Origin of the sequence: Brevibacillus sp. HB1.4B, from assembly GCF_013284285.1 — a bacterium.
Classification (GTDB): domain Bacteria; phylum Bacillota; class Bacilli; order Brevibacillales; family Brevibacillaceae; genus Brevibacillus; species Brevibacillus porteri.
Window position 1 is genome coordinate 94,700 of record NZ_JABSUT010000013.1, and the last position, 20,090, is coordinate 114,789.

The window sequence follows — 20,090 nt, forward strand, 5'->3', positions numbered from 1 at the left end:
GTCTACCACATATTGTATGAAGCCTGAATGAACAAAGGGTCAGCTATCCGCCAGAAGGCTCTGTCTCTTGGCCCTACCGAACTGAAAGTAGTAGAAGACCATAAGACACACGTGCATCAGGGCCATCATCAAATATATATTGCTGTAAATGAAGCCGCTCGTATACGGATTTACCGGGTTCCAATTGGTAGTCGCGCCAAGATCGATAACCTTGCTGTATACCGCAGACGCGATCCCCATGGAAATGAAGCTCAGCATCGAAAAGATTCCCATGCCTACTCCCGCCTGCTCCTTCGTCAACGTCCTCGAGATCGAGTTCGCCATCGAGATTTGCATAAAAGACTGCCCCACATTGCCTAGGATCAAGAAGAGCGCAATGCCGATAACCGAGGTGCTTGTGAAAGTAGACAGCAAGCCAAAGCAGCCAATCAGTAAGCTAGATGCAACGAAATACAGAAAAACATTCCCCCGCCTGTCCGCGAGCCTTCCTCCCACGCGACCAAGCAATGCCGAAGCGATAGCCGCGGGAACCATCACAAAGCCGATCCAGCTCGTCGATAGCTGCTGCACCTGAGCCAAGAGCAGCGGACTGAGATAATAAAGCGATATCCCCATTCCATTGATGAGAAATGCCATCAGAATCCCGATTGTATACTGCTTGTTGGCAAAAACCTTCGGCTGGACAAATGGATCAGCTACCGAACGAATTCGTACAACGAACAGGAGCAAAGTAACCAAACTGCCCAATGCAGACCACCAAGATCCATTCGTTACTCCCAAAAGCAATGACGTCCCGCTGATCGCAAGTAGCGAGCCGCCCACCCAATCAAACTTCCCACCAGCCGCTGTCTCCTCATCCTCCAAATATTTGCGGTAGAACGGCAGTGTAAGCAAGATCAGGAGCGGTATGGAAAACAGCCAGCGCCAATGGGCAAAGCTGACGATTAACGCCGCGACCACAGGACCGAGTGCACCGCCAAGAGCCAATCCTACTGCCGTTCTACCTAAAACAGAACCCCTGCGCTCAGGCGGGAAGTATCGCAAAGGAATGAGCATCGCAGTAGCCGGAATGACAGCCGCCCCTACTGCCTGCAAGCATCTACCGAAAAGAGCCATCGCAAAGGAATCGGAGACCAAACCGAAAAACGAACCCGCCGTAAACACCAAGAGTCCAAACGTCAACAAATTCTTGAGCTTGTATCGATCTGCCAGCTTGCCATACGTCACGGTTCCGATCGCGTATAACAATCCATATGCGGTCGATAGCCAGCTCACCTGCGCTATGCTCAAACCAAACTCCTTGCTAATTTCGGGGAGTGCAATGTTAAACACCAAAACACTCATGGAGGAAATGACTAAGGTAAACATCAAAATCCGGATTAATATGTCCCTGTTTTGCTGCGTTTTTGTCGCTTCCATGCCGCATCTTTCCCTTCGCTTTTTATTCGTAGTTTGACTGTCAGTACTGACTGACATTTGAGTGATAAAAAAACTAGGGAGTCAAACCCCTAGCGAAAACCTCTACACTCTCTTCGATAAATGCCTCCAGAGATACCCCTGAAAAATTGCTAGTGCCATCCAGATCGTTCAAAAACGCCCCGAAATTCATGACCATGAAGGCAGTCGCCTGTGCCTCCGGATTCGTTTGGATCATCTTGCCCTTTTTGCCCATCTCTTTGAAGTAATCTGTAAACAGTACCATCAACTGTCGCGGGTGCTTTTGGGTCCGCTCGCGGAATCCAGGCAAATGGGCCTCATCCTTAATACTAATCAAAATCATTTTCCGATTGCGGTTCATCATTTCGTGATATGTTCGGCTGATTAAAAGCAAATCCTCGCGCAAATCCCACACAAGCTTCTCCGCGAAAAGCTGTGTCAGCCCTTCCGTGTAATGAAAACGGTCAAAGGCGCACTCAAGCAAATTCCGCTTGCTGCCGAAGTGGCGAAACAACGTCTTCTCGCTCAATCCTGCCACAGTGGCAATTTCTTGCGTGGTTACGCCGTTGTAGCCTCTTTCCGCGATGAGATCGATTGCGGCTATCATCAGTTTTTCGCTGCTTGTAAGACTTTTGCTGCTGCTCATTGCGATCCTCATTCCCAGAAGTGATTGTCAGTACTGACTGACATTTATAGTAAACGGACTGTAAAAAAGTGTCAAGGACTCACGGTAAAAAAGGGCTCTCCTCCGACTCATTCAGTCGAAAGGAAAGCCCCTTGCTCTTTTACTCGATTAAAACGCTCTTGAATATTGCTTCGGTGGCTGCAACTCATCCGCCGACAGCTCATGAATCGCATGCAGTGCCCAATAAGGATCACGCAGCATGCCGCGTCCGACTGCTACCAAATCCGTATCGCCATTGCCAATTGATGCTTCCGCCACTTTTGGATCATCGAGATTGCCGACTGCAATAACTGGTACATCCAGTGCCTGCTTAATTGCGCGTGCCAATGGTACTTGATAGCCAGGATGAACACCTGGACGGCCTGCTGAACCAATCGGTCCTTCCCCGCCGCTGGATAGATGGAAAATATCCACGCCTGCTTCCTTGTAACGGCGGCACAGCTCTGTGCTGTAATCCAGCCCATATCCACCATCCACGTACTCTACGGCAGAAACGCGCATGATCAGCGGCATGTCAGCTGGCATGACCTCTTTGATCGCCTGAATAATTTCCACGCCAAACAGCGCTTTATCCCGCCCGTACTCATCGTCTAGCTGATTTGTCAAAGGGGAGTGGAACTGATGTATCAAGTATCCGTGCGCACCGTGGATTTCAATGGTGTCAAACCCGGCTTCCACCGCACGTTTCGCTGAGTCCTGGAACTTGACGACCATTTGCTTGACTTCTTCTGTCGTCAACGCCCGTGGCGTTTTGTAGCGCGCCCCTGGGAAAGCAATCGCAGACGCCGATACAGGCACTTCTGCGTCTTCCGCTTTGCGGCCCGCATGAGCAATCTGAATGCCAATTTTGGCCCCATACTTATGAACCTCGGAGACGATTCGTCCATACGCCGGAATCTGTTCGTCAGACCATAAGCCCAAATCGCCGTTGGAAATTCTGCCATCAGGCTCGACATCGGTCATTTCCACGATAATCAGACCTGTTCCGCCTACTGCACGAGAAACGTAATGAACAAAATGCCAGTCCGTTGGTGTTCCATCGTGTGCATCCACAGAGTATTGGCACATCGGCGGCATGACAATCCGATTTTTCAAGCTAAGTCCTTTAAACTGAAACGGGGTAGACAACAACGCCATTTGCTCCACTCCTTACTTTTTTTTATTATCATGCCAAAAGTAAGCATCTTCTGCAATCCCAAGTTGCACTTTGTGAAGACGATATCATGCTTTGTCCGGCTGTTGTGGTGGGGAGGAAACAGGAGAAAACGCTCAGATTCTTGTCCCACCCGCTGAGGGATTCACTGCCCGCCTCCATGCAAAAAGCGAAACCGCGTCCAAAGTAGTTCTTTCAGGATGTTTTTCAGAGGTGGACGCTTAAGAGCGTGTTTCGCTTTTTGCATTCCGTCTCGGTCGGTGTACCAAAGATCTTCGCTTATTTCTCCTGTTTCCTCTACGAGCTTTCCGTGTGATCCGATTTTTTAATGACTTAAAAGAGATGGAAGAACCTCATCAGTAACGCCAGAGAAGAATATTTCCAGGCGTAGCGACTTGTGGAGTCCTACCGAGCGGAGAAGGGATTTGCGGGCAACAGAAACGCAACCACGCGACGAAGCGGCTACCACTTTTGCGTTTCCCCGCAAATCCCTTCGGAGCGGGCAGTCTAATCCCCCAGTGGGACGGAGCCTGGAGCCTAGACTGGAAATATTCTTCTCCCCACCGCAGCCACATCCATAACACGAAAAAAAGCTACCCGCATAACGGATAGCTTTCATGATTCACGTCTCGATTATTCTGGCATCGTGCCAATGTAATTGGATTGCGGGCGAATAATGCGGTTTTTGCCTGCCTGCTCCAGAATGTGCGCACTCCAACCAACTACACGGCTCACGGCAAATGTTGGTGTAAACAAATTGTCGTCCAAGCCCACCGCACGCATCACAGCTGCGGCAAAAAACTCTACGTTTGTATTCAGCTTGCGGCCTGGTTTGTACTCTTCCAGCAGTTGCAAGCCTACTTTTTCTACGTGTGTCGCCAGATCGAACCACGGATCGTTGGACGACAGCTCGGATGCAACAACGCGCAGAGCCGTTGCTCGCGGATCAACCGTTTTATAGACGCGGTGTCCGAAGCCCATCAAGCGTCCGCCGCTCTCCAGCTTGTTGCGCAGCCACGGCTCTGCATTTTCCTTCGTGCCGATAGCCTCGATCATCTCCGTCACTTCAGATGGCGCTCCGCCGTGCAAAGGACCTTTCAAGGTGCCGATTGCTGCCGTAATGGAAGAAATCAGATCGGATTCGGTCGAGCTGACAACACGACCGGAGAATGTGGATGCATTCATGCCATGCTCCTGCGTCAAAATCAGGTACGCATCCAGTGCACGTACGTGTGCCGCTTTTGGCTTTTCCCCCTTGAGCATATACAGGTAGTTCGCTGTATGATCCAGCTCCGGATTCGGTGCCAACGGCTCGCGGCCCTCCAGACAAGCGAAGCGATACGCAACGATTGTCGGCATCTTGGCAGCCAGCGCAATCACCTCATCGATGGTCGGCGGGAAGCCATGCGAGGAACTGCCCAGCGCCGAAACACCTGTACGCAGTACACTCATCATATCTACATCTGCCGGGATCAGCTTCAGGATTCCCTTTACGTGCTCCGGCAGCTCACGGTTTGCTTTGAGCTTATCTTTTAAATCAGTCAACTCCTGCTCGCTAGGCAAATGTCCGAACCAGAGCAGGTGTGCCACTTCCTCAAATGTGTGGTGGATAGCCAAATCACGCGCCCAATGACCGCGGTACACCAGCAGTCCATTAATCCCATCCACCAAACTAAGGTCTGTTTCTGCTACGGCGATACCATCCAAGCCGATAGCCAAAGGATGTTGTTTTGTCATCATCACCACTCCATTTTCGTCTCTTTTCTCTTCAGTATAATCGATTCATAATCGTGAAGGGAAATAGAAGAAAACCGTAGTTTTGATCACGTTTTACAATCAGTTAGCAGGAGCTGGAATCGACTTCTTTTTACGTCCGTACGTCAGGAAGCGCCATAGCTTTTCCATCGGCCCCCGGTTAAAACGCTTCAGCCACAGCCAGCTTACGAGTAATTGAAACGCATAGATCGGCAGCGCAAGCAAAAACCAAGAAGAAAGCGGCATTGCCGTAATACCGAACAAAGGAATCAGAATGGTCATGATGACGGTCTGACCCAAATAAGTCGTTAACCCCATTTGTCCCGTGTAGGCAAATGGCTGGAGAACCTTCCGTACCGGCTCACGATCCAACAACAGAAACAAGCTGGCTATCAAACACATCGCCATAGGCAGCGTACTCAGATCAACCAATATTTTATTCACCTGTTCAAGCTTTGGACCAAAGCCGACACCGCTAGCCCAAACAATCCCTGCTGCGATCGGAAGACTGATTACAAGAGTAGTAGCAGCGATTCGTTTCAACAACGGCTTATGCTCGCGAATTTGAGCAATCAAACCTCGTTTTCCCGCATACAAACCAAACAGGAACATCACGAAAATCGGTATCATTGTCGACTGTAATGATGCGATAAACGGATAGACTTCTTGACCATTGAGCGTCTGTACGAGCGCCACACCTTGAGTGAGCATGTACACTCCGCCCAAACTGGCTGCCCAAGCCAGAATCGTAGAAGACTTTCTTCGATAAAAAGGCATCAGGAAAAAGCCAAGCAATGCGTACACCGTCAAAATATCGCCAAACCACAAAATGACGTGAATCACACCAATGAAAAACATCGCGAACAACCGTCTGCTGAAGAGACGAAATACTTTTTGTCCACGCTGTTCAGCCCGTGACATAAAAATGTAAAAACCTAAGCCAAATAGAAACGAAAAGATCCCGAAAAATTTCGTCTGAATGAATAAATCATAGCTTAAGCGAATCCATACATCGATCCCTGCCTCTATTGGCATACGAACGTCTTCCGAATACATGATAAAGCCCGGCAAGTTCACCAGCAAAATCCCGAACAAAGCCAATCCTCTTACAATATCAATAGAATAAATCCGATCCTTCTGTGCGATTGGTTCAGCCTGCATATTCGTCATTCCCCCCTGCTGTCATCTAGCAGGGTTCAGTATAGGTTACATATACTGGTCAAAACTATCGATTCACCTTACATCTACCTTACAGGCTTGTTATCTTTTATGTCCGTCCCCCCGACTGAACAAGTGGCATCGGTGGATACAAAGACTGCAAGATATCTATAAAATGCTGCGCTGGCTCGCTAATCCCTGCTTTGGGCACCAGCAAATAGGAAGCAACCTTCGGCAAAACAAGGCCAGGTGTAGGCAGTTCAATAAAACGGTTTTCAAACAAATCCCGATCGACAGCCGTCCGAGGCAAAAAGGAAACGCCCAATCCATCCTCGATGAATCGCTTTGTAATGTCTACCTGCGAAACAGCCATCGTACGCAAGGAAAGCCCCCTCTGACGCAAAAGCAACAGCACCTCATCCCAATAACCCGGGTGATTGTGGGTCAGCAGACGGTTCGCTTGCACCTCTTGCTCCCAATCAGGCAAGGGCGCCTCCATATCTCCGCCACTGTGAGGGACTGCAAAAACGACAGGATCTTCGTACAAAAGATAAGTAGACAACTGGAATTCTCCCGGCACCATCCGGGTTAAGCCCAGATCAGCTTGTCCATTTTGAACCAGCGGGCCAATTTCCACGGAGTCGACAATTTTAATCGAGATATCTACATCGGGATACAGCTTGGTGTAACGGTGCAGCAAATGAGAAAAACGAGCACGGGCAATAATCGGTGAAACAGCCAGTTGCAGCTTTTCCCGATAGCCCTGTCTCCAAGCCTGCAAATCCTCCATACTGTTATGCCACTGTTGAAGGAGTCCTTTTGCATGTGGCAGGTAGCGTTTGCCCGCAGCCGTTAACCGAACGCGTTTGCCAACCCGTTCAAACAGCTTGATCCCCAATTCCTTTTCCAATTGTCGTATATGCTGGCTGACAGTAGGCTGCGCAATGAACAACGCTTCTGCTGTCTGGTGAAAATTTTCTGTCGTGGCCGCCACCATAAACGTTTGCAGCACGCGAAAATCCACGTGATCTCCCCCCTGCTGTCGCTTTTTCTTTGTTCTATATGCATACAAAAGAAGGCAGAATGCAACCATTTGGGTCTTTCTTCCTCTTTTTTGAAGAAATTTACTGGAAATCCTTCCCCTTCATCCTCCTTATGGTACAATACAAAATCGAGTGCGCAAAATCATTACGCACATCGTACTCACCAAAGAGAGAGCAAAAAGGGGAGAGAAAAGATGGAAACTGCAACAAACGTGAACCCACCGCGCAAAAGTAAGAAAAAAGTATGGTTGATCGCGGGGGCAGCGGCTGTCGTTGTGTTGGGTGGATTAGGTACCGCCTATGCCAAGTACGATTTGTTCAAGAGCGCTAAAACGATTTACCTGCAAGCGGAAGCGGAGAGCATGATGAAGTTTTCCAGCGACGTATCCAAAGCTTACGGGGAATACCAAGACTACATGAAGCCATACCTGGAAAAACCAGTTCACTCCACTGCTGAGGTGAGTGAAATTGCCCTAGATGCAACGATCCCAGACCCGGAAGCACAAAAAATTCTCGACATGCTGGGCAAAGCGAAGCTCGTGATGCAAAGCAATATCGATGAACAGAAAAATCAGCAATCAGGTAACCTGGAAGTTCACCTTCAAGATAAAAAGCTGGCTACTCTTGAGTACTTCATGAATGATTCCGTGATGGGCTTCAAGCTCCCAGAGTTTTACTCGAAATACGCTTATATGGACCTGAAAGATCGCGATGCTCTTAAGGAAAAGATGGGCGAAGAACTGCCAAAACGCATTGTAAGCTATAGCGATTTGTATGAAGCGATCAATTTTAATCAAGATGAACTCAAAACAGTAATGACTCCGTATGCCGTGCTGTATGCTGACAGCATCAAAGACAGCCAGGTAAGCATCAAAAAAGGTGTTCCTTTCTCCGAAGAAGGACTCAAGGAAGATGCACGTGAGATCACGATTACTTTTAATGATGCAGAAGGCGCAGCTCTGGCGAAGCAAATCGCAGAGAAGGCAAAAGCTGACCAAAAGTTGTTTGACCTGATCTACAGTCGCTACCACAATGTGGCTACACTGATGCTCGACAGCGGCTACAAAGTAGAAGAAATTAGCAAAGAAGAATTCAAGAAAAATTACGAGCAAGCCTTTGATGACATCATCAAGGACACACAAGACACCGACACGAAATCAACCGATCAATTGAGAATGGTCGTGCTGGTGGACGGCGACCATCAAATCTTGTCCCGCAAGCTCTTGTTCGATGACAAAGAGAAAAAAGATCAGCTGGTCTACAGCAGTGTTTCCTACGATAAAGGTGCAGAAACGTACTACCGTTACTCCCTGCACAACCTGTCTGATCTGCAAAGTGGCGAAATGTCCTTCACCTACAGAGCGACAGAAGAAAAAGACAAGACAAAGGGCAAGTTCAGCATCCTGGCGAAAGAAACCGACCAGCCAATTCTGGACTTCTCGACTACTTTCGAGACAACCAAGCAAGACAAGAAAAAAACCGGAAAGTATGACTTTGCACTCGTAGCAGCAGACGAATATTCCTCCAACCCTGTTGCTCTGACCGGTAATGTTACCGTGAACGAGACGAAGACGGACAATGGTGTAGATTCTGATGGCACGGTAAAAGTGAACTTCTCGAACCCTACTCCAGATATGCCAAAAGGCTTTAGCTTCAAGCTGAAGTCCAAAGCAGAATTCGGCAAAGCACTGGAAATTCCAGCTATGACTGCTGACAACTCCATCAACTTCGCTACTGTGACTGACCAACAAATGATGGAAGCACAACAAGAGGTCATGCAAAACGCAGAAAAATTCATGACTGAAAACGCTGAACTCGTGCAACAGTTCATGATGCCTTAGTTGTTTCGTGATAAGAAGAATCTGCTCATAATCATTACTGGCAAGCTGGCATCGGTCCTAAACCGGTGTCAGCTTTTTTGTTCTAATGAAAAAGGACCTCCTGAAGGGAAGTCCTTTTTCAATGTCCATTCTTCTTACTGATAACCTCTGATCACGATATACACAATCGCTACATAAAACACGATTCGATCCACAGTCCGATACATCGATTTGGACACCCGAATACCGAGCCATCCCACTCGTAACGGCCACAATAACTGAATGCGGCCCACCAGCATATCGCTGATCAGATGGGACAATATCCCCCACAGAGCTGCCATTGAGGCCGGAGAATCACCGAATAGTAGAAATGGAAGGAACAATATTACCCATGAGTGTGTCACTGTTCGATGACCGAATCCTTTTTGCAGCATTTTGGATACAGGTCCCATCAAGTTTCCGAGCTTGCTATTTGCCTGATCGATATCAGGTACGAGTGCCATTGTCGCGCCAATGACGCTGCCCTTCCATGAAGGATAGGCGCAGTAGCCTGCGATGGCACCAAGTGCCATATGTGTTTTCCAATTCATTCGCCTTTCACACCGTCTTTCTAAGATAGTCTAATGAGCTTATGTACGGTTGGTGGAATGGCAAACCAATACCTTCATACATACGGATGCTACGTCTCCAACAAGGACATAAAGCTCTCCGGATCGAGTCCATCTCCTTCGATCACGATTGCCGTCATTCCGGTTTCACTGCCTGATTCGTGCCCTTCTCCTATGATCCAGAATGCTGCTTGTCCACTTTGGATCGGGATGCGCGCTGTACCCTCACCGCGTACCCAGCCTTCTCCACTCACGACAAGGAAGAGTTGAGGACAAGGTGCCGGATGATAGCCAACAATCCCGCCTGCCTCCAAATGGATACACCCAATCGAAACTGAATCAGGTGTGCGCAAGACACGAGAAATCGTCGCATGGACGGAATTATAGCGATCAATCGTTTTGCCTACTTGCTGATCAAATCGGAATCGTTTCATACTTTCGCCTCCGCTTTTTGACATGTAAGCCTTATCATAGCGCAACTAGAGGCGCTGTGACAGACTCATCTCCCACGATTACTGCCGAAACCATATATTTTGGTAGTCGACAAGACCAAAATGGTAAGCAGAAATATCCCCAGTCGGATTCCTTCGTAATGTTTGCATTCGCATGCTTCGTCGTACAAGTCTGGATTTTATTCTTCTTACTTTTGAAACGCGGTGCTTCATTTTGTTTTTTGAAAAATCGGGTGAATGCATCTGCGAGGTTTTGGAGGGAGGATTGAAGGACGGTGCTATCTATCTCTTGGACAGGGCAGTTCCTTTTTTAACAGTGGCAGTTGAACCCCACAGAAGGAGTTTATCACAACAGGAACGTATGTTCTACAAAAATATTGAGAAATTTAACTAAAAAAGCAACAAAGCACTTACCTCTCGGGGCAGATTTATCCCCCACTTTCGCCAAGCTAGGCAAGGCTTAGCAGTGGGCGTATTCTCGGCTGTTATGATTCACCATATGCGATTCTATACGCCTGTTGACAAAGCAGGGTCGAGAGCAGGAATCGTGTGGAAATTAGCGTAAACGAAAAACACCCCTCAGAATCTTTCTCTCGATTCTAAGGGGTGTATCTTGTGGTGAAGCTTTATACCTTGAAATGGCCTATCAGTTTTTCCAAATCATCGGCGAGGCTCGCCAGCGATGCAGCCGAGGCGTGAATTTCCTCCATGGAAGCCAGCTGTTCTTCTGTAGCAGACGAGACTCCCACCGAGAGAGAGACTGCCGATTGTGCTACAGTGGCGATCATCTGCATCGATTGTCCGACCTTGCCTGTACTTTCTGTCAGGGTATGTGCAGCAGTCGATACTTCTTGAATTTCATTCGTCACGCCTACAACTGCATCGCGAATTTGAGAGAACGCTTCTCCTGCTCTTGCGACGCCACCCATCCCATCTGATACTTCTTGAGAACCTTTTTCCATCGTGAGGACTGCTTCGTTCGTCTCCATCTGGATCGACGCTACCAGCTGGGAAATTTCTTGTGCTGATGCAGATGCTTGCTCCGCTAGCTTTCGCACTTCATCAGCCACGACAGCAAAGCCCCTACCATGCTCACCCGCCCTCGCCGCTTCGATGGCGGCATTCAATGCCAAGAGATTCGTTTGACCTGAAATTTGCGTAATGACTTCGACGATTTGGCCGATTTGTTGGGAGCGTTTTCCTAAACCACCTACCAGTGTAGTCAAATGCTCCATAGTTTCTCCGATCCCGTCCATCTGGGAAACCGACAACTGGATGGTTCGATCCCCTTCTGTCGCCAGCTCTGAGGTACTTGCAGCCGCAGCAGACACACTTTGCGCACGTGCTGCAATTTTTTCAATTCCTGCTGAAATTTCTTCGACTTCCTGCTGACTCTCCTCTACGTTTTGGGATTGCCTGTCCGTTCCTTCCGTCATTTCCTGGATCGTGATGGCGATCTGTTCCGTAGCTTGGCTCGTTTGCTTCGAGCTCGCTGTCAGTTGTTCAGCTGCGGCTGCAACCTGCTGGGCATGCTCGCGAACCTGAGAAATCAGCTCTCGTAAATTGGCTAGCATCCGGTTGAATGAGCCTGCCAACTGTCCAATCTCATCTTTTGAAAAGACGGTCAACTCTTGCGTCAAATCTCCTTTTCCGTCAGCGATATCATGGAGCTGTTTGTTCACCCGATGCAGCGGTGCCACAATCGAGCGAATCAGAAGACCCCCAACCACAATCGCAACGAGAATTCCCACTATATTAAAAAACAACTGAATCATGGCCGAAATTCCTTCGTTCTCCGCCAGCTCCTGTTGATCTACCTTGATTTCATTACGCACCTCTTCAACCAATCCACTCACAACCGAATCCATTTCTTTTCTCGCTTGCCGTTCCTGACCGAAATGATGAGAGATGGCTTCTTCACGTAATCCTTTATCCAGTGCCTCTACCACTTTATCACTCGACTCCAGATAGGAGTTGTATAGTCTCTTTGCCTCCCCCATTTCTTCAAGATGGTGAGAAGACTCAAGAGAACTGTTCATTTTAGCAAACAGGCTGTCCACCTTTGCTGCCTTTTCCTTCAATTCCGTCCGAAATTCTTCATCGCCCGTTAACAAATAGGCTCGTTCGTCATTATTTCGACCCGTCATGATAAACTGCATTTCTCGCAGGTCTGTCAATAATTCTTCCTCTTCGATAATTTTTGTATAGGATGCCTTCATTGCTAGCATTTGCACGTACATATACGTACCTGAACCGAACATGACTGCCAATATGATACCAAAAGCCAGGATGATTTTTGTTCTGATTTTCACAAGGTGAGCCTCCCGTCATTTGCTACTCTTGTTCATACCCAGCTCCTCCTTCCTTCAAACACTTTGATGTGCAAACAAAAAACCGCCAGATACCATCCTGACGGTTCAAACAGACTATGCACGAAACTCCCTGCTACATACTAGACACCGAGCTTCGCGAGCAGTTTATCCTCTATTATATAGTTGTTTTCTTGCAACATGTTTTCAGGTGGATGGTCAAGCTCCCATGCAATCGTACGTCGCATAGACTCCTCTGCGGTGGCTTGTTCCGTATACCCTAGCTCTCGCCTGATTTTTGCTGAATCCAGCTGAACATGCTGCTTCGATTCGATCTGCGGAACCCACTCATTTGGCAACTCAGTAGAAGGCGCTGTAATCACTTTGCCATTCCAACCGTAAACGCTGCCGATTCGTTCAATCCACGCTCGCATCGACAAGCATTGCTCTTCTGCTACATGGTAAATCTGATTTTTTGCTCGATCGTCGGTAGCCACCAGACAAATGGCATGCGCGATGTCTTCTACGTAGCTGCGTGCCCAACGCCAAGAAGCAAAGCTTTCTTCGAGCAAAATAAACGGACGTCCATCACGCATCTGCTGAAGGTACGGATAGACGCGATGCTGGTAATCATGCGGGCCATACACCATCGGCAGGCGCAAAATCGTGCCCGGTAGACTCTGCTGCCCCATCACGACTCCCTCCACGAGCACCTTGTCATAGTATTCGCGATCTGGTCTGGCCCCTCGGAACGGATAGCGCTTCTCGCAAAGTGGAGACTGCTCCGTAAGCGGCTCAGTCGTAATCGGACCGGACTCGATCTTGTTCACCCGTCCGAACGCCTGATACACGTCACAACTGCTGATCGCTACGACACGACCTGCTATATCCTGAAACGTTTCTATCAGCAGGCGGGCATCTGCTTCTGTGTACGGAAATAGATCAATAACGACATCAGGTGCAAAGGAGCGAAAAGTCTCCCGGTATTCACCCAGGCGGGCACGATCTCCCGTAATAGAGACGACACCTTGTGGAAGAGAGGCTGCGCCGAGGGAAAGCCCCCTATTACATACAGCAACCTCATGACCTGCTTCTGCCAAGCGCTTCACTGCATGTGGACCGATAAAACGCGTTCCCCCCAAAAATAGGATCTTCACCCCGGCACCTCCAGCTCTACAATTTTTCGATCACTTTATCAATCAAGCCGTATTCGAGCGCCTCTGCGGCGGTAAGGAAATAGTCGCGGTCTGCATCTTTTTCGATTTGCTCGACTGTCTTTCCCGTGCGCTCCGCGATGATCGTATACAGCATGTTGCGATGTCGCATGATACGGTCTGCTGCGATCTTGATATCACTCGCCTGTCCTTGACTGCCTCCCCACGGCTGGTGGAGCATGACTTCTGCATTAGGCAGCGCATACCGTTTGCCCGGCGCTCCTGCTACGAGAAGCATCGCGCCCATAGACGCTGCCATCCCCGTGCAGATCGTGGACACCTCAGGTGCTACGAATTTCATGGTATCGATAATCGCCATCCCTGCTGTGACAGAGCCTCCTGGCGAATTGATATAAAGGTGAATGTCTTTTTTCGGGTCTTCTGCTGCCAGGAACAGCAGCTGAGCTACCACTGCATTGGCTACCTGATCATCGATGGCACTGCCGAGAAAAATGATGCGATCCTTTAACAACCGGGAGTAAATGTCATAAGACCTCTCTCCATAACTCGTTTGCTCGACTACTACCGGAATGAGATTCATGAAAAACCCTCCTTCGCTTGTTTACGCTTGAGTTTTTACGCGGCCATACGCATGCTGGTTGCTTGTGGCATTGCCACTGATTTTTTGTTAAATCCAGATGAAACCTGCGTCACCACTGCGGGATTACTCGCCGGACCTACTGACCATGTCTGAACAGCTGCTTCTCTTTCGACCGCAACCCCATTTCCGCTTCGGGCTGGCATGACAATAACCTGATCAGCTTGTGGCTGGATACGATTTTCCCAAATGACTACGGGTTTGGACTTGTTAGACTCTGTCACTTGTGCCTTCATACCTCGTCTCCTCCTTGTTTTGGATAAACCGCGAGAACGACCTGATACGTCTCTTGTCCCTTTTCTTTTGGCTGATACTTTGCCACAAGCTGATTCACCAGCTGGACGTACTCCTCTACAAAAGCACTGCGCTGTTCCGCACTGGCAAGCTGAATACTCGCGTTCAGTGAGGCACTCGGAACCTCCACCTCTTGATCGGAACGCTCCAGCAAGAGCATGGCATCCCGCTTGATCCGTTCTGCTGTCTGGACCAGATGAGACAACGATCCTTGATCCTTCATTTGCTGAATGGTATCGTTGCCCCAGTTCAGTCCTTCCGAGAGCACATACGTCCGCGCAATCGCCAAATAAAGTACCTCGACAAGATTGCGAACTTGTCGACTTCCTACCCGTCTGACCAATCCGACCTTTTCCAAGGCCTTCAAGTGATAATTGACACGCTGCGGGATTTCATTGATACCACGTGCGACTTCTGCTGCTGAAGCAGGCTCTGCCAAACGGCTTAATATCTCGGCACGGAGCGGGTTCAATAAGGCCATCGCCTGTTCCGGCTTCTCGACTACATATGTTTCCAGTTGTTCGTGCGCCACAACAACACCTCATGACATTAATCATTTACGTAAAAATAGTTTATTACGTTCGTTTTTGTTTGTCAAATGATGGATAAGCCTTTTTTTCGACAACGTCAAAAGCCCCGCTATGACCTGCGGAGCTTTTGGTTTTCATCTATATTCAGTTCGCTCATTGAAAAGAGATGGTTTCGCCATCCTGCGGAACATGTACGCGACCAGATAGCTGTTTTTCCTGCAAACATTCATTCAATTCCTGACGGCTGAGCAAGCAATGGTTCCATGTCTCCATGTGGGCAACAAGAATACGGCTGTCAGGCGCAGTATCTGCGACATGGACGATATCCTCCTTCGTCATCGTGATCGGATCTCCCGTCAAAAAACGGGCCGCACCTGCGAAAACGACGATCACGTCAGGACGATACGCTGCAACAGCCTGCTCCACTTCCTCACACCAAATCGTATCACCCGCCACATACAGCGTCGGCTCACCAGCTCGCTCCAGAACGAAGCCAGATACTGGCCCCATCTGCTGCCCAATTTCCCCTGTTCCGTGTTGACCACTTGTCCGATGCAGGTGAACTCCTTGCCATTTATATTCCTCTTCGATGGCAATGACTTGTTCGAAGCCATGCTGCACCAGCTTGTCTCGATCAGGTGGCTGGCAAAATACAGGTAAATGCTTCGGGAGAAGGCGTAGGGCCGCTTCATCGAGATGATCGAAATGGGTATGCGTCACCAAGAGGGCGTCCACGCCAGCGAGTATTTCCTCCACGGATATGGGCAATTCTACTCCTGGATTCGGGCGCTGATTCGGCGTATTCGGTACTGCTGGCATTTCGCCTTTAGAGCTAAACATTGGATCGATCAAAAATGTCAGCCCTGTATATTTCACGCGCAAGGTAGCATGTCTTACAAGCTGAATCTCCATGTCATTTCTTCCTTTCCTCGTTATCGATATAATGGATGTACGTTTATTGTATAAGGCCGTGAACGGTTGCCGCGAAACGATTGCTGGCTACCAACTTTCGCCGTGAAAGGAGATACACATGCTCGATCAAACCGATCTCTCCATCCTTGCCTTACTACGCAAAAACAGCCGATTGCAGTGGAAGGACATCGGCGAACAGGTCCATCTAAGTGGTCAATCCGTCGGAAACCGCATTAGACGAATGGAGGAGCAGGGCATTATTCAAGGCTATACAGCGCTCATTGATGAAGCCAAAATCGCCCCAGTCCTCACTGCTCTGGTCACCATGTTCATGACCACTACCGATCATTCACTCTTCACTCGTTTTATCAAAAGCCGCAGCGAGATCGTCGAAGCCCATCGCACTAGCGGAGAAGGCTGCTATACCATGATGGTACATGTGCCAGATCAAGAGGCCCTCAATCATTTTTTAGATGCCCTGCTTCCTTTTGGGAACTACCGTGTCAACCTATCGATTAACAAATTGAAATAGTTGGCAGTTTGGCAATGTATCCGCTCTCATGAATTTTCGGGGTTGCTCGATATTGTGAACAAGAGTAGAATGATGAATACGAAAGGAGGAGAATCGCCATGGAAGATATGCTATTGCTGCTGTTTTCGCTGGAAGATTTCTTCGCCTTGGTCGCGCTTTTTGTAGGATGCTTCACTTCTGCTTATTGTCTCAGACAGTGCTACCTGCAAAACCGGGCTCTACATCAGAACGTCACGGATACGTACCGACCTTCCATTAACACGTTGTTGGTGGAGACTTATCCAATGGCGGCAAGGCAACCGCAGCGCCTTCGCTTATTCAGGCGCATACAGCATACAGACGGCGAAATGGATACATATGGTTCCTTCGTTTTGGATCGCGTAGCGTAACAAACATCCAAAAGGAGGTTGATCATATGATCGCCAAATATATCGGAGAAGTTTTGTTGTTTGTTGTGGGTCTGCCTATTTTCGCTTATCAAACATTCGAAGGAATGCACGCATTGGCAGATATCTTCGCACAAATGTCCGATTTCACCAATTTCAAATAAGCTTGACGCATATAAAAGCCTGACCGCTTCTTTTGACGGTCAGGCTTTCTTTAATCTGTCTGGATGCGGTCTCCTCTTGTTGTCGGCTGCGAGATCACAAGAAACTCTACATCCTCTGCTCCCTCGTTTTTCATCTGGTGTTTGACTCCCGGTGGCACTTCTACGCCTTCCTGCCTGCCCAACACATGACGCACGCCATCCACTTCCAGCATAGCCTGTCCTGACAGTACGAAGAAAAACTGACGCGACCGCTCGTGATAATGGCGCACTTCTGCGGTATTTCCGGGCATCCGCTCATGAATGACGCTGAGCTCTTGGCCTTTGACCAGATGCCAGCCATCGCATTGATCGCCCCAATGATAATGCTCTGCATTCTCTTTGCTGATTTTCGCCATGCCTGCTCCTCCTCCTGTTTTTTGCTCTATCTTCACACGCTGAGGAGCATTTGTCACCAAGTGTTTACTTTTTCGGCCCAGTATGTTAAAATATTTGTGTATTGTAAGTGAATATTTGATTCGTTACTGGAGGAGCCTGTCATCATAGGGTTCTTTTTGTCTTTTTTAGCCGACAAAAAGAAAGCTGTGATCGCGGGCTCTTTTTTATTTCGTAAAAAGGGGGAAACCACATGCTTATTTTTCAGCTGGCTGTCATTTTGATCGCCTCCAAAATCGCTGGTGACATCAGCGTGCGGCTGGGACAGCCATCCGTTTTGGGGAAACTGCTCATCGGTATCGTTTTAGGTCCTACGGTTCTCGGGCTGGTCACAGACACAGAAATCCTCAAGGAAATTAGCCAAATCGGGGTTATCCTGCTCATGTTTATCGCGGGCTTAGAGACTGATATTGATGAGTTCAAACGCACCGCCAAGTCTTCAACCAGCGTAGGCGTCGCAGGGATTGTCATGCCGCTTGCACTCGGTTATGGTGCCGGGATTGCGATTGGTCTCTCCAACATCGAAGCGATCTTCCTGGGCCTATTGCTCTCTGCTACCAGCGTGAGTATTTCCGTACAAACGTTGAAGGAATTGGGCAAGCTAAAATCAAGAGAAGGTGCAACGATCATGGGAGCCGCTGTTATTGATGACGTTTTGGTTATCTTGGCACTCGCTTTCTTGATGAGCTTTGCTGGCGGCGACGTAAATCTCGGCATGGTGGTTTTGAAAAAGGTCGCGTTTTTTGCCATCGTTATCGTTCTCTCTTGGAAGGTTGTCCCTTGGATTTTGAAAAAATTTGCTCCGTTGCAGGTCACAGAATCAGTCATTTCCGCAGCGCTTATCATCTGTTTCCTGTTCGCATATTTTGCTGAATATACAGGGGTTGCCGCCATCATCGGTTCCTACATCGCCGGTGTTGCCATCAGCTTGACCAATTACAAGCAAGAAGTGACGCACAAGGTTGAGACCATCAGCTACGCGGTTTTCGTGCCAGTATTCTTCACCTCAATCGGGGTAACGGCACAGTTCTCTGGTATCTGGGACAATCTCGGACTGATTGTGCTCCTGAGCGTCATCGCGATTGTTTCCAAGCTCATCGGTGGTGCTTTTGGTGCAAAAATCACAGGCTTCCCATGGAAAAACTCGATGGCCATTGGTGCAGCGATGGTATCCCGTGGGGAAGTGGCACTCATTATCGCCGCAATTGGTCTGGAGAGCAATTTGCTCACACAAGACATGTTTGCCGTCCTGATTGTCGTCGTACTCTTGACGACCATCGTCACTCCACCGATGATGAAATGGTTCTTCTCGAAAACGGCACAGCCAGAAGAAATAGCATTGAAAAAGAACGCCTAACACAATCAAGACTGTTTCTCGCCTAGACGCGGGGGACAGTCTTTTTTATGATGGAAAAAATACCCTCTTTACTGATAGGAGGAAGACTGGCATGAAAATTGTAATCGCTCCGGACTCCTTTAAAGGTAGCCTGACTGCCAAACAAGTAGGCGAAGCCATTCGCTCAGGTATTCGACGCGTACTCCCGCAAAGTGAACTCCTCGTGAAACCGATGGCTGACGGCGGCGAAGGTACCATGCAATGCCTGGTCGATGCCACAGACGGAAGAATACTGACCGCCACCGTAAACAACCCGCTCGGACAGGACATTTCTGCTGAATTCGGCATTTTGGGTGACGGTGTAACCTGTGTGATCGAAATGGCTGCTGCCTCTGGTCTTTACTTAATTTCTGCCGCAGATCGCAACCCGCTTGTCACGACGACCTATGGCTTTGGTCAATTGATTACGGCCGGGCTGGATCAAGGTTGCCGCAAGTTCATCCTGGGACTGGGTGGCAGCTCTACCAATGACGGAGGCGCTGGCATGCTCCAAGCTCTCGGATTTTTGCTACTCGATCAAGACGATCAGCCCCTCTCTTTTGGAGGTGGTGAATTATCACGACTGAGCCGTATTGATACGAGTCAGGTTGATATGCGGCTGACTGACTGTCAGTTCGTCATTGCGTGTGATGTCACCAATCCTTTTGTTGGACCCAATGGCGCTTCTCACGTTTTCGGCCCGCAAAAAGGAGCCACACCGGAAATGGTCCTGCAATTAGATGATCATTTGCGCCATTTCGCTGACTTGATCGAAGAGACCCGCGGCATCGCCATTCACGATTTGCCTGGGACAGGTGCTGCGGGCGGTGTCGCTGGTGCCCTTCTTGCTTTTCTGAATGGCCAGCTGCGTTCTGGGATTGAGATTGTGATCGAGACGACCGGACTCGCGGAAGCCATGGACAAAGCCACTCTGGTGATCACAGGTGAGGGACAAGTCGACTTCCAGACGGCCCAAGGAAAGACGCCATGTGGAGTTGCCCAAGTCGCAAAACGATACGGCATTCCCGTCATCGTCCTCGCTGGTTCCATTGGAACTGGCATCGACGCCCTTTATGAAAAAGGCGTTTCTGCCGTTGTCAGCATCACCAACAAACCGATGACGCTGGATCAATCAATGCGCGAAGCTGCCTCGCTCTTGGAGCAGACAGCCGAACAAGTTATGCGGATTTATAGCCTGAAATCCTGATCGGCCACTTCCTTTATTATTGTGCT

Annotated in this window: 21 protein-coding genes and 1 pseudogene; 6 read left to right on the forward strand and 16 right to left on the reverse strand. The window is 48.9% G+C overall.

The annotated features are described in order from the left end of the window. Positions 1 to 39: 39 nt before the first annotated feature. From HP398_RS26360 to HP398_RS26385, 6 genes are all read right to left on the reverse strand, one after another. Positions 40 to 1,419, reverse strand: coding sequence for an MFS transporter (locus HP398_RS26360; protein ID WP_173624111.1), 1,380 nt, complete (start codon positions 1,417 to 1,419; stop codon positions 40 to 42). Positions 1,420 to 1,492: 73 nt separating this feature from the next. Further along, the gene (locus tag HP398_RS26365) at positions 1,493 to 2,083 is read right to left on the reverse strand and encodes a TetR/AcrR family transcriptional regulator (protein ID WP_026042950.1); all 591 of its coding nucleotides are present in this window, start codon (positions 2,081 to 2,083) and stop codon (positions 1,493 to 1,495) included. Positions 2,084 to 2,230: 147 nt separating this feature from the next. Continuing rightward, positions 2,231 to 3,259: an NADH:flavin oxidoreductase/NADH oxidase gene (locus HP398_RS26370; RefSeq protein WP_173624112.1), complete on the reverse strand. Its 1,029-nt coding sequence runs from the start codon at positions 3,257 to 3,259 to the stop codon at positions 2,231 to 2,233. 649 nt (positions 3,260 to 3,908) lie between these two features. Beyond that, positions 3,909 to 5,012 (reverse strand): citrate synthase/methylcitrate synthase, encoded by a 1,104-nt coding sequence (locus HP398_RS26375; RefSeq protein ID WP_017247230.1) that lies wholly within the window; start codon positions 5,010 to 5,012, stop codon positions 3,909 to 3,911. A 99-nt stretch (positions 5,013 to 5,111) separates the two neighbouring features. After that, positions 5,112 to 6,200 carry a DUF418 domain-containing protein gene (locus tag HP398_RS26380; RefSeq protein ID WP_254476385.1) on the reverse strand — a complete coding sequence of 363 codons (1,089 nt, stop codon included), beginning with the start codon at positions 6,198 to 6,200 and terminating at the stop codon, positions 5,112 to 5,114. Positions 6,201 to 6,297: 97 nt separating this feature from the next. Beyond that, positions 6,298 to 7,212 (reverse strand): LysR family transcriptional regulator, encoded by a 915-nt coding sequence (locus HP398_RS26385; RefSeq protein ID WP_026042949.1) that lies wholly within the window; start codon positions 7,210 to 7,212, stop codon positions 6,298 to 6,300. Between the two features lie 213 nt (positions 7,213 to 7,425). Here HP398_RS26385 and HP398_RS26390 point away from each other — a divergent pair, with 213 nt between their 5' ends. After that, a complete protein-coding gene (locus HP398_RS26390; protein ID WP_026042948.1) occupies positions 7,426 to 9,072 on the forward strand; it encodes a DUF6583 family protein in 1,647 nt (548 codons plus the stop codon). 134 nt (positions 9,073 to 9,206) lie between these two features. On the opposite strand, the gene HP398_RS26395 is transcribed toward HP398_RS26390, so the two are convergent. The 9 genes and pseudogenes from HP398_RS26395 to HP398_RS26430 all read right to left on the reverse strand — a co-directional run bounded on the left by HP398_RS26395 (position 9,207) and on the right by HP398_RS26430 (position 15,968). Further along, entirely contained in the window at positions 9,207 to 9,641 is a 435-nt protein-coding gene (locus HP398_RS26395; protein ID WP_173624113.1) for a metal-dependent hydrolase, read from the reverse strand. 89 nt (positions 9,642 to 9,730) lie between these two features. Further along, positions 9,731 to 10,093 carry a cupin domain-containing protein gene (locus HP398_RS26400; protein ID WP_173624114.1) on the reverse strand — a complete coding sequence of 121 codons (363 nt, stop codon included), beginning with the start codon at positions 10,091 to 10,093 and terminating at the stop codon, positions 9,731 to 9,733. A gap of 157 nt (positions 10,094 to 10,250) precedes the next feature. Then, positions 10,251 to 10,446 (reverse strand): annotated as a pseudogene (locus tag HP398_RS31050) (IS200/IS605 family element RNA-guided endonuclease TnpB); the annotation flags it as partial. A 291-nt stretch (positions 10,447 to 10,737) separates the two neighbouring features. Then, the gene (locus HP398_RS26405) at positions 10,738 to 12,423 is read right to left on the reverse strand and encodes a methyl-accepting chemotaxis protein (RefSeq protein WP_173624115.1); all 1,686 of its coding nucleotides are present in this window, start codon (positions 12,421 to 12,423) and stop codon (positions 10,738 to 10,740) included. A gap of 140 nt (positions 12,424 to 12,563) precedes the next feature. Further along, entirely contained in the window at positions 12,564 to 13,577 is a 1,014-nt protein-coding gene (locus HP398_RS26410; RefSeq protein ID WP_173624116.1) for an NAD-dependent epimerase/dehydratase family protein, read from the reverse strand. 16 nt (positions 13,578 to 13,593) lie between these two features. Further along, positions 13,594 to 14,175, reverse strand: a complete 582-nt coding sequence (gene clpP / locus HP398_RS26415; RefSeq protein WP_017247222.1) for an ATP-dependent Clp endopeptidase proteolytic subunit ClpP — start codon at positions 14,173 to 14,175, stop codon at positions 13,594 to 13,596. A 35-nt stretch (positions 14,176 to 14,210) separates the two neighbouring features. After that, positions 14,211 to 14,468, reverse strand: coding sequence for a hypothetical protein (locus tag HP398_RS26420; RefSeq protein ID WP_069851996.1), 258 nt, complete (start codon positions 14,466 to 14,468; stop codon positions 14,211 to 14,213). Then, on the reverse strand, positions 14,465 to 15,058 hold the full coding sequence (locus HP398_RS26425; RefSeq protein ID WP_173624117.1) for a winged helix-turn-helix domain-containing protein: 594 nt from the start codon (positions 15,056 to 15,058) through the stop codon (positions 14,465 to 14,467). Before HP398_RS26425 ends, HP398_RS26420 begins: the two co-directional genes overlap by 4 nt. Before the next feature lie 151 nt (positions 15,059 to 15,209). Next, the gene (locus HP398_RS26430; RefSeq protein ID WP_173624118.1) at positions 15,210 to 15,968 is read right to left on the reverse strand and encodes an MBL fold metallo-hydrolase; all 759 of its coding nucleotides are present in this window, start codon (positions 15,966 to 15,968) and stop codon (positions 15,210 to 15,212) included. A gap of 118 nt (positions 15,969 to 16,086) precedes the next feature. Between HP398_RS26430 and HP398_RS26435 the strand changes: the two genes are divergently transcribed. From HP398_RS26435 to HP398_RS31260, 3 genes are all read left to right on the forward strand, one after another. Beyond that, a complete protein-coding gene (locus tag HP398_RS26435) occupies positions 16,087 to 16,500 on the forward strand; it encodes an Lrp/AsnC family transcriptional regulator (protein WP_173624119.1) in 414 nt (137 codons plus the stop codon). A gap of 98 nt (positions 16,501 to 16,598) precedes the next feature. Further along, on the forward strand, positions 16,599 to 16,889 hold the full coding sequence (locus tag HP398_RS26440) for a hypothetical protein (protein ID WP_017247217.1): 291 nt from the start codon (positions 16,599 to 16,601) through the stop codon (positions 16,887 to 16,889). A gap of 26 nt (positions 16,890 to 16,915) precedes the next feature. Continuing rightward, entirely contained in the window at positions 16,916 to 17,050 is a 135-nt protein-coding gene (locus HP398_RS31260; protein WP_017247216.1) for a hypothetical protein, read from the forward strand. A gap of 50 nt (positions 17,051 to 17,100) precedes the next feature. Here HP398_RS31260 and HP398_RS26445 read toward each other — a convergent pair whose 3' ends face one another. After that, positions 17,101 to 17,445: a cupin domain-containing protein gene (locus HP398_RS26445; protein ID WP_017247215.1), complete on the reverse strand. Its 345-nt coding sequence runs from the start codon at positions 17,443 to 17,445 to the stop codon at positions 17,101 to 17,103. 230 nt (positions 17,446 to 17,675) lie between these two features. Between HP398_RS26445 and HP398_RS26450 the strand changes: the two genes are divergently transcribed. Together HP398_RS26450 and HP398_RS26455 are read left to right on the forward strand one after the other, a co-directional pair. Beyond that, the gene (locus tag HP398_RS26450; protein ID WP_017247214.1) at positions 17,676 to 18,839 is read left to right on the forward strand and encodes a cation:proton antiporter; all 1,164 of its coding nucleotides are present in this window, start codon (positions 17,676 to 17,678) and stop codon (positions 18,837 to 18,839) included. Positions 18,840 to 18,930: 91 nt separating this feature from the next. Then, positions 18,931 to 20,064 carry a glycerate kinase gene (locus HP398_RS26455; RefSeq protein ID WP_173624120.1) on the forward strand — a complete coding sequence of 378 codons (1,134 nt, stop codon included), beginning with the start codon at positions 18,931 to 18,933 and terminating at the stop codon, positions 20,062 to 20,064. Positions 20,065 to 20,090 lie beyond the last annotated feature (26 nt).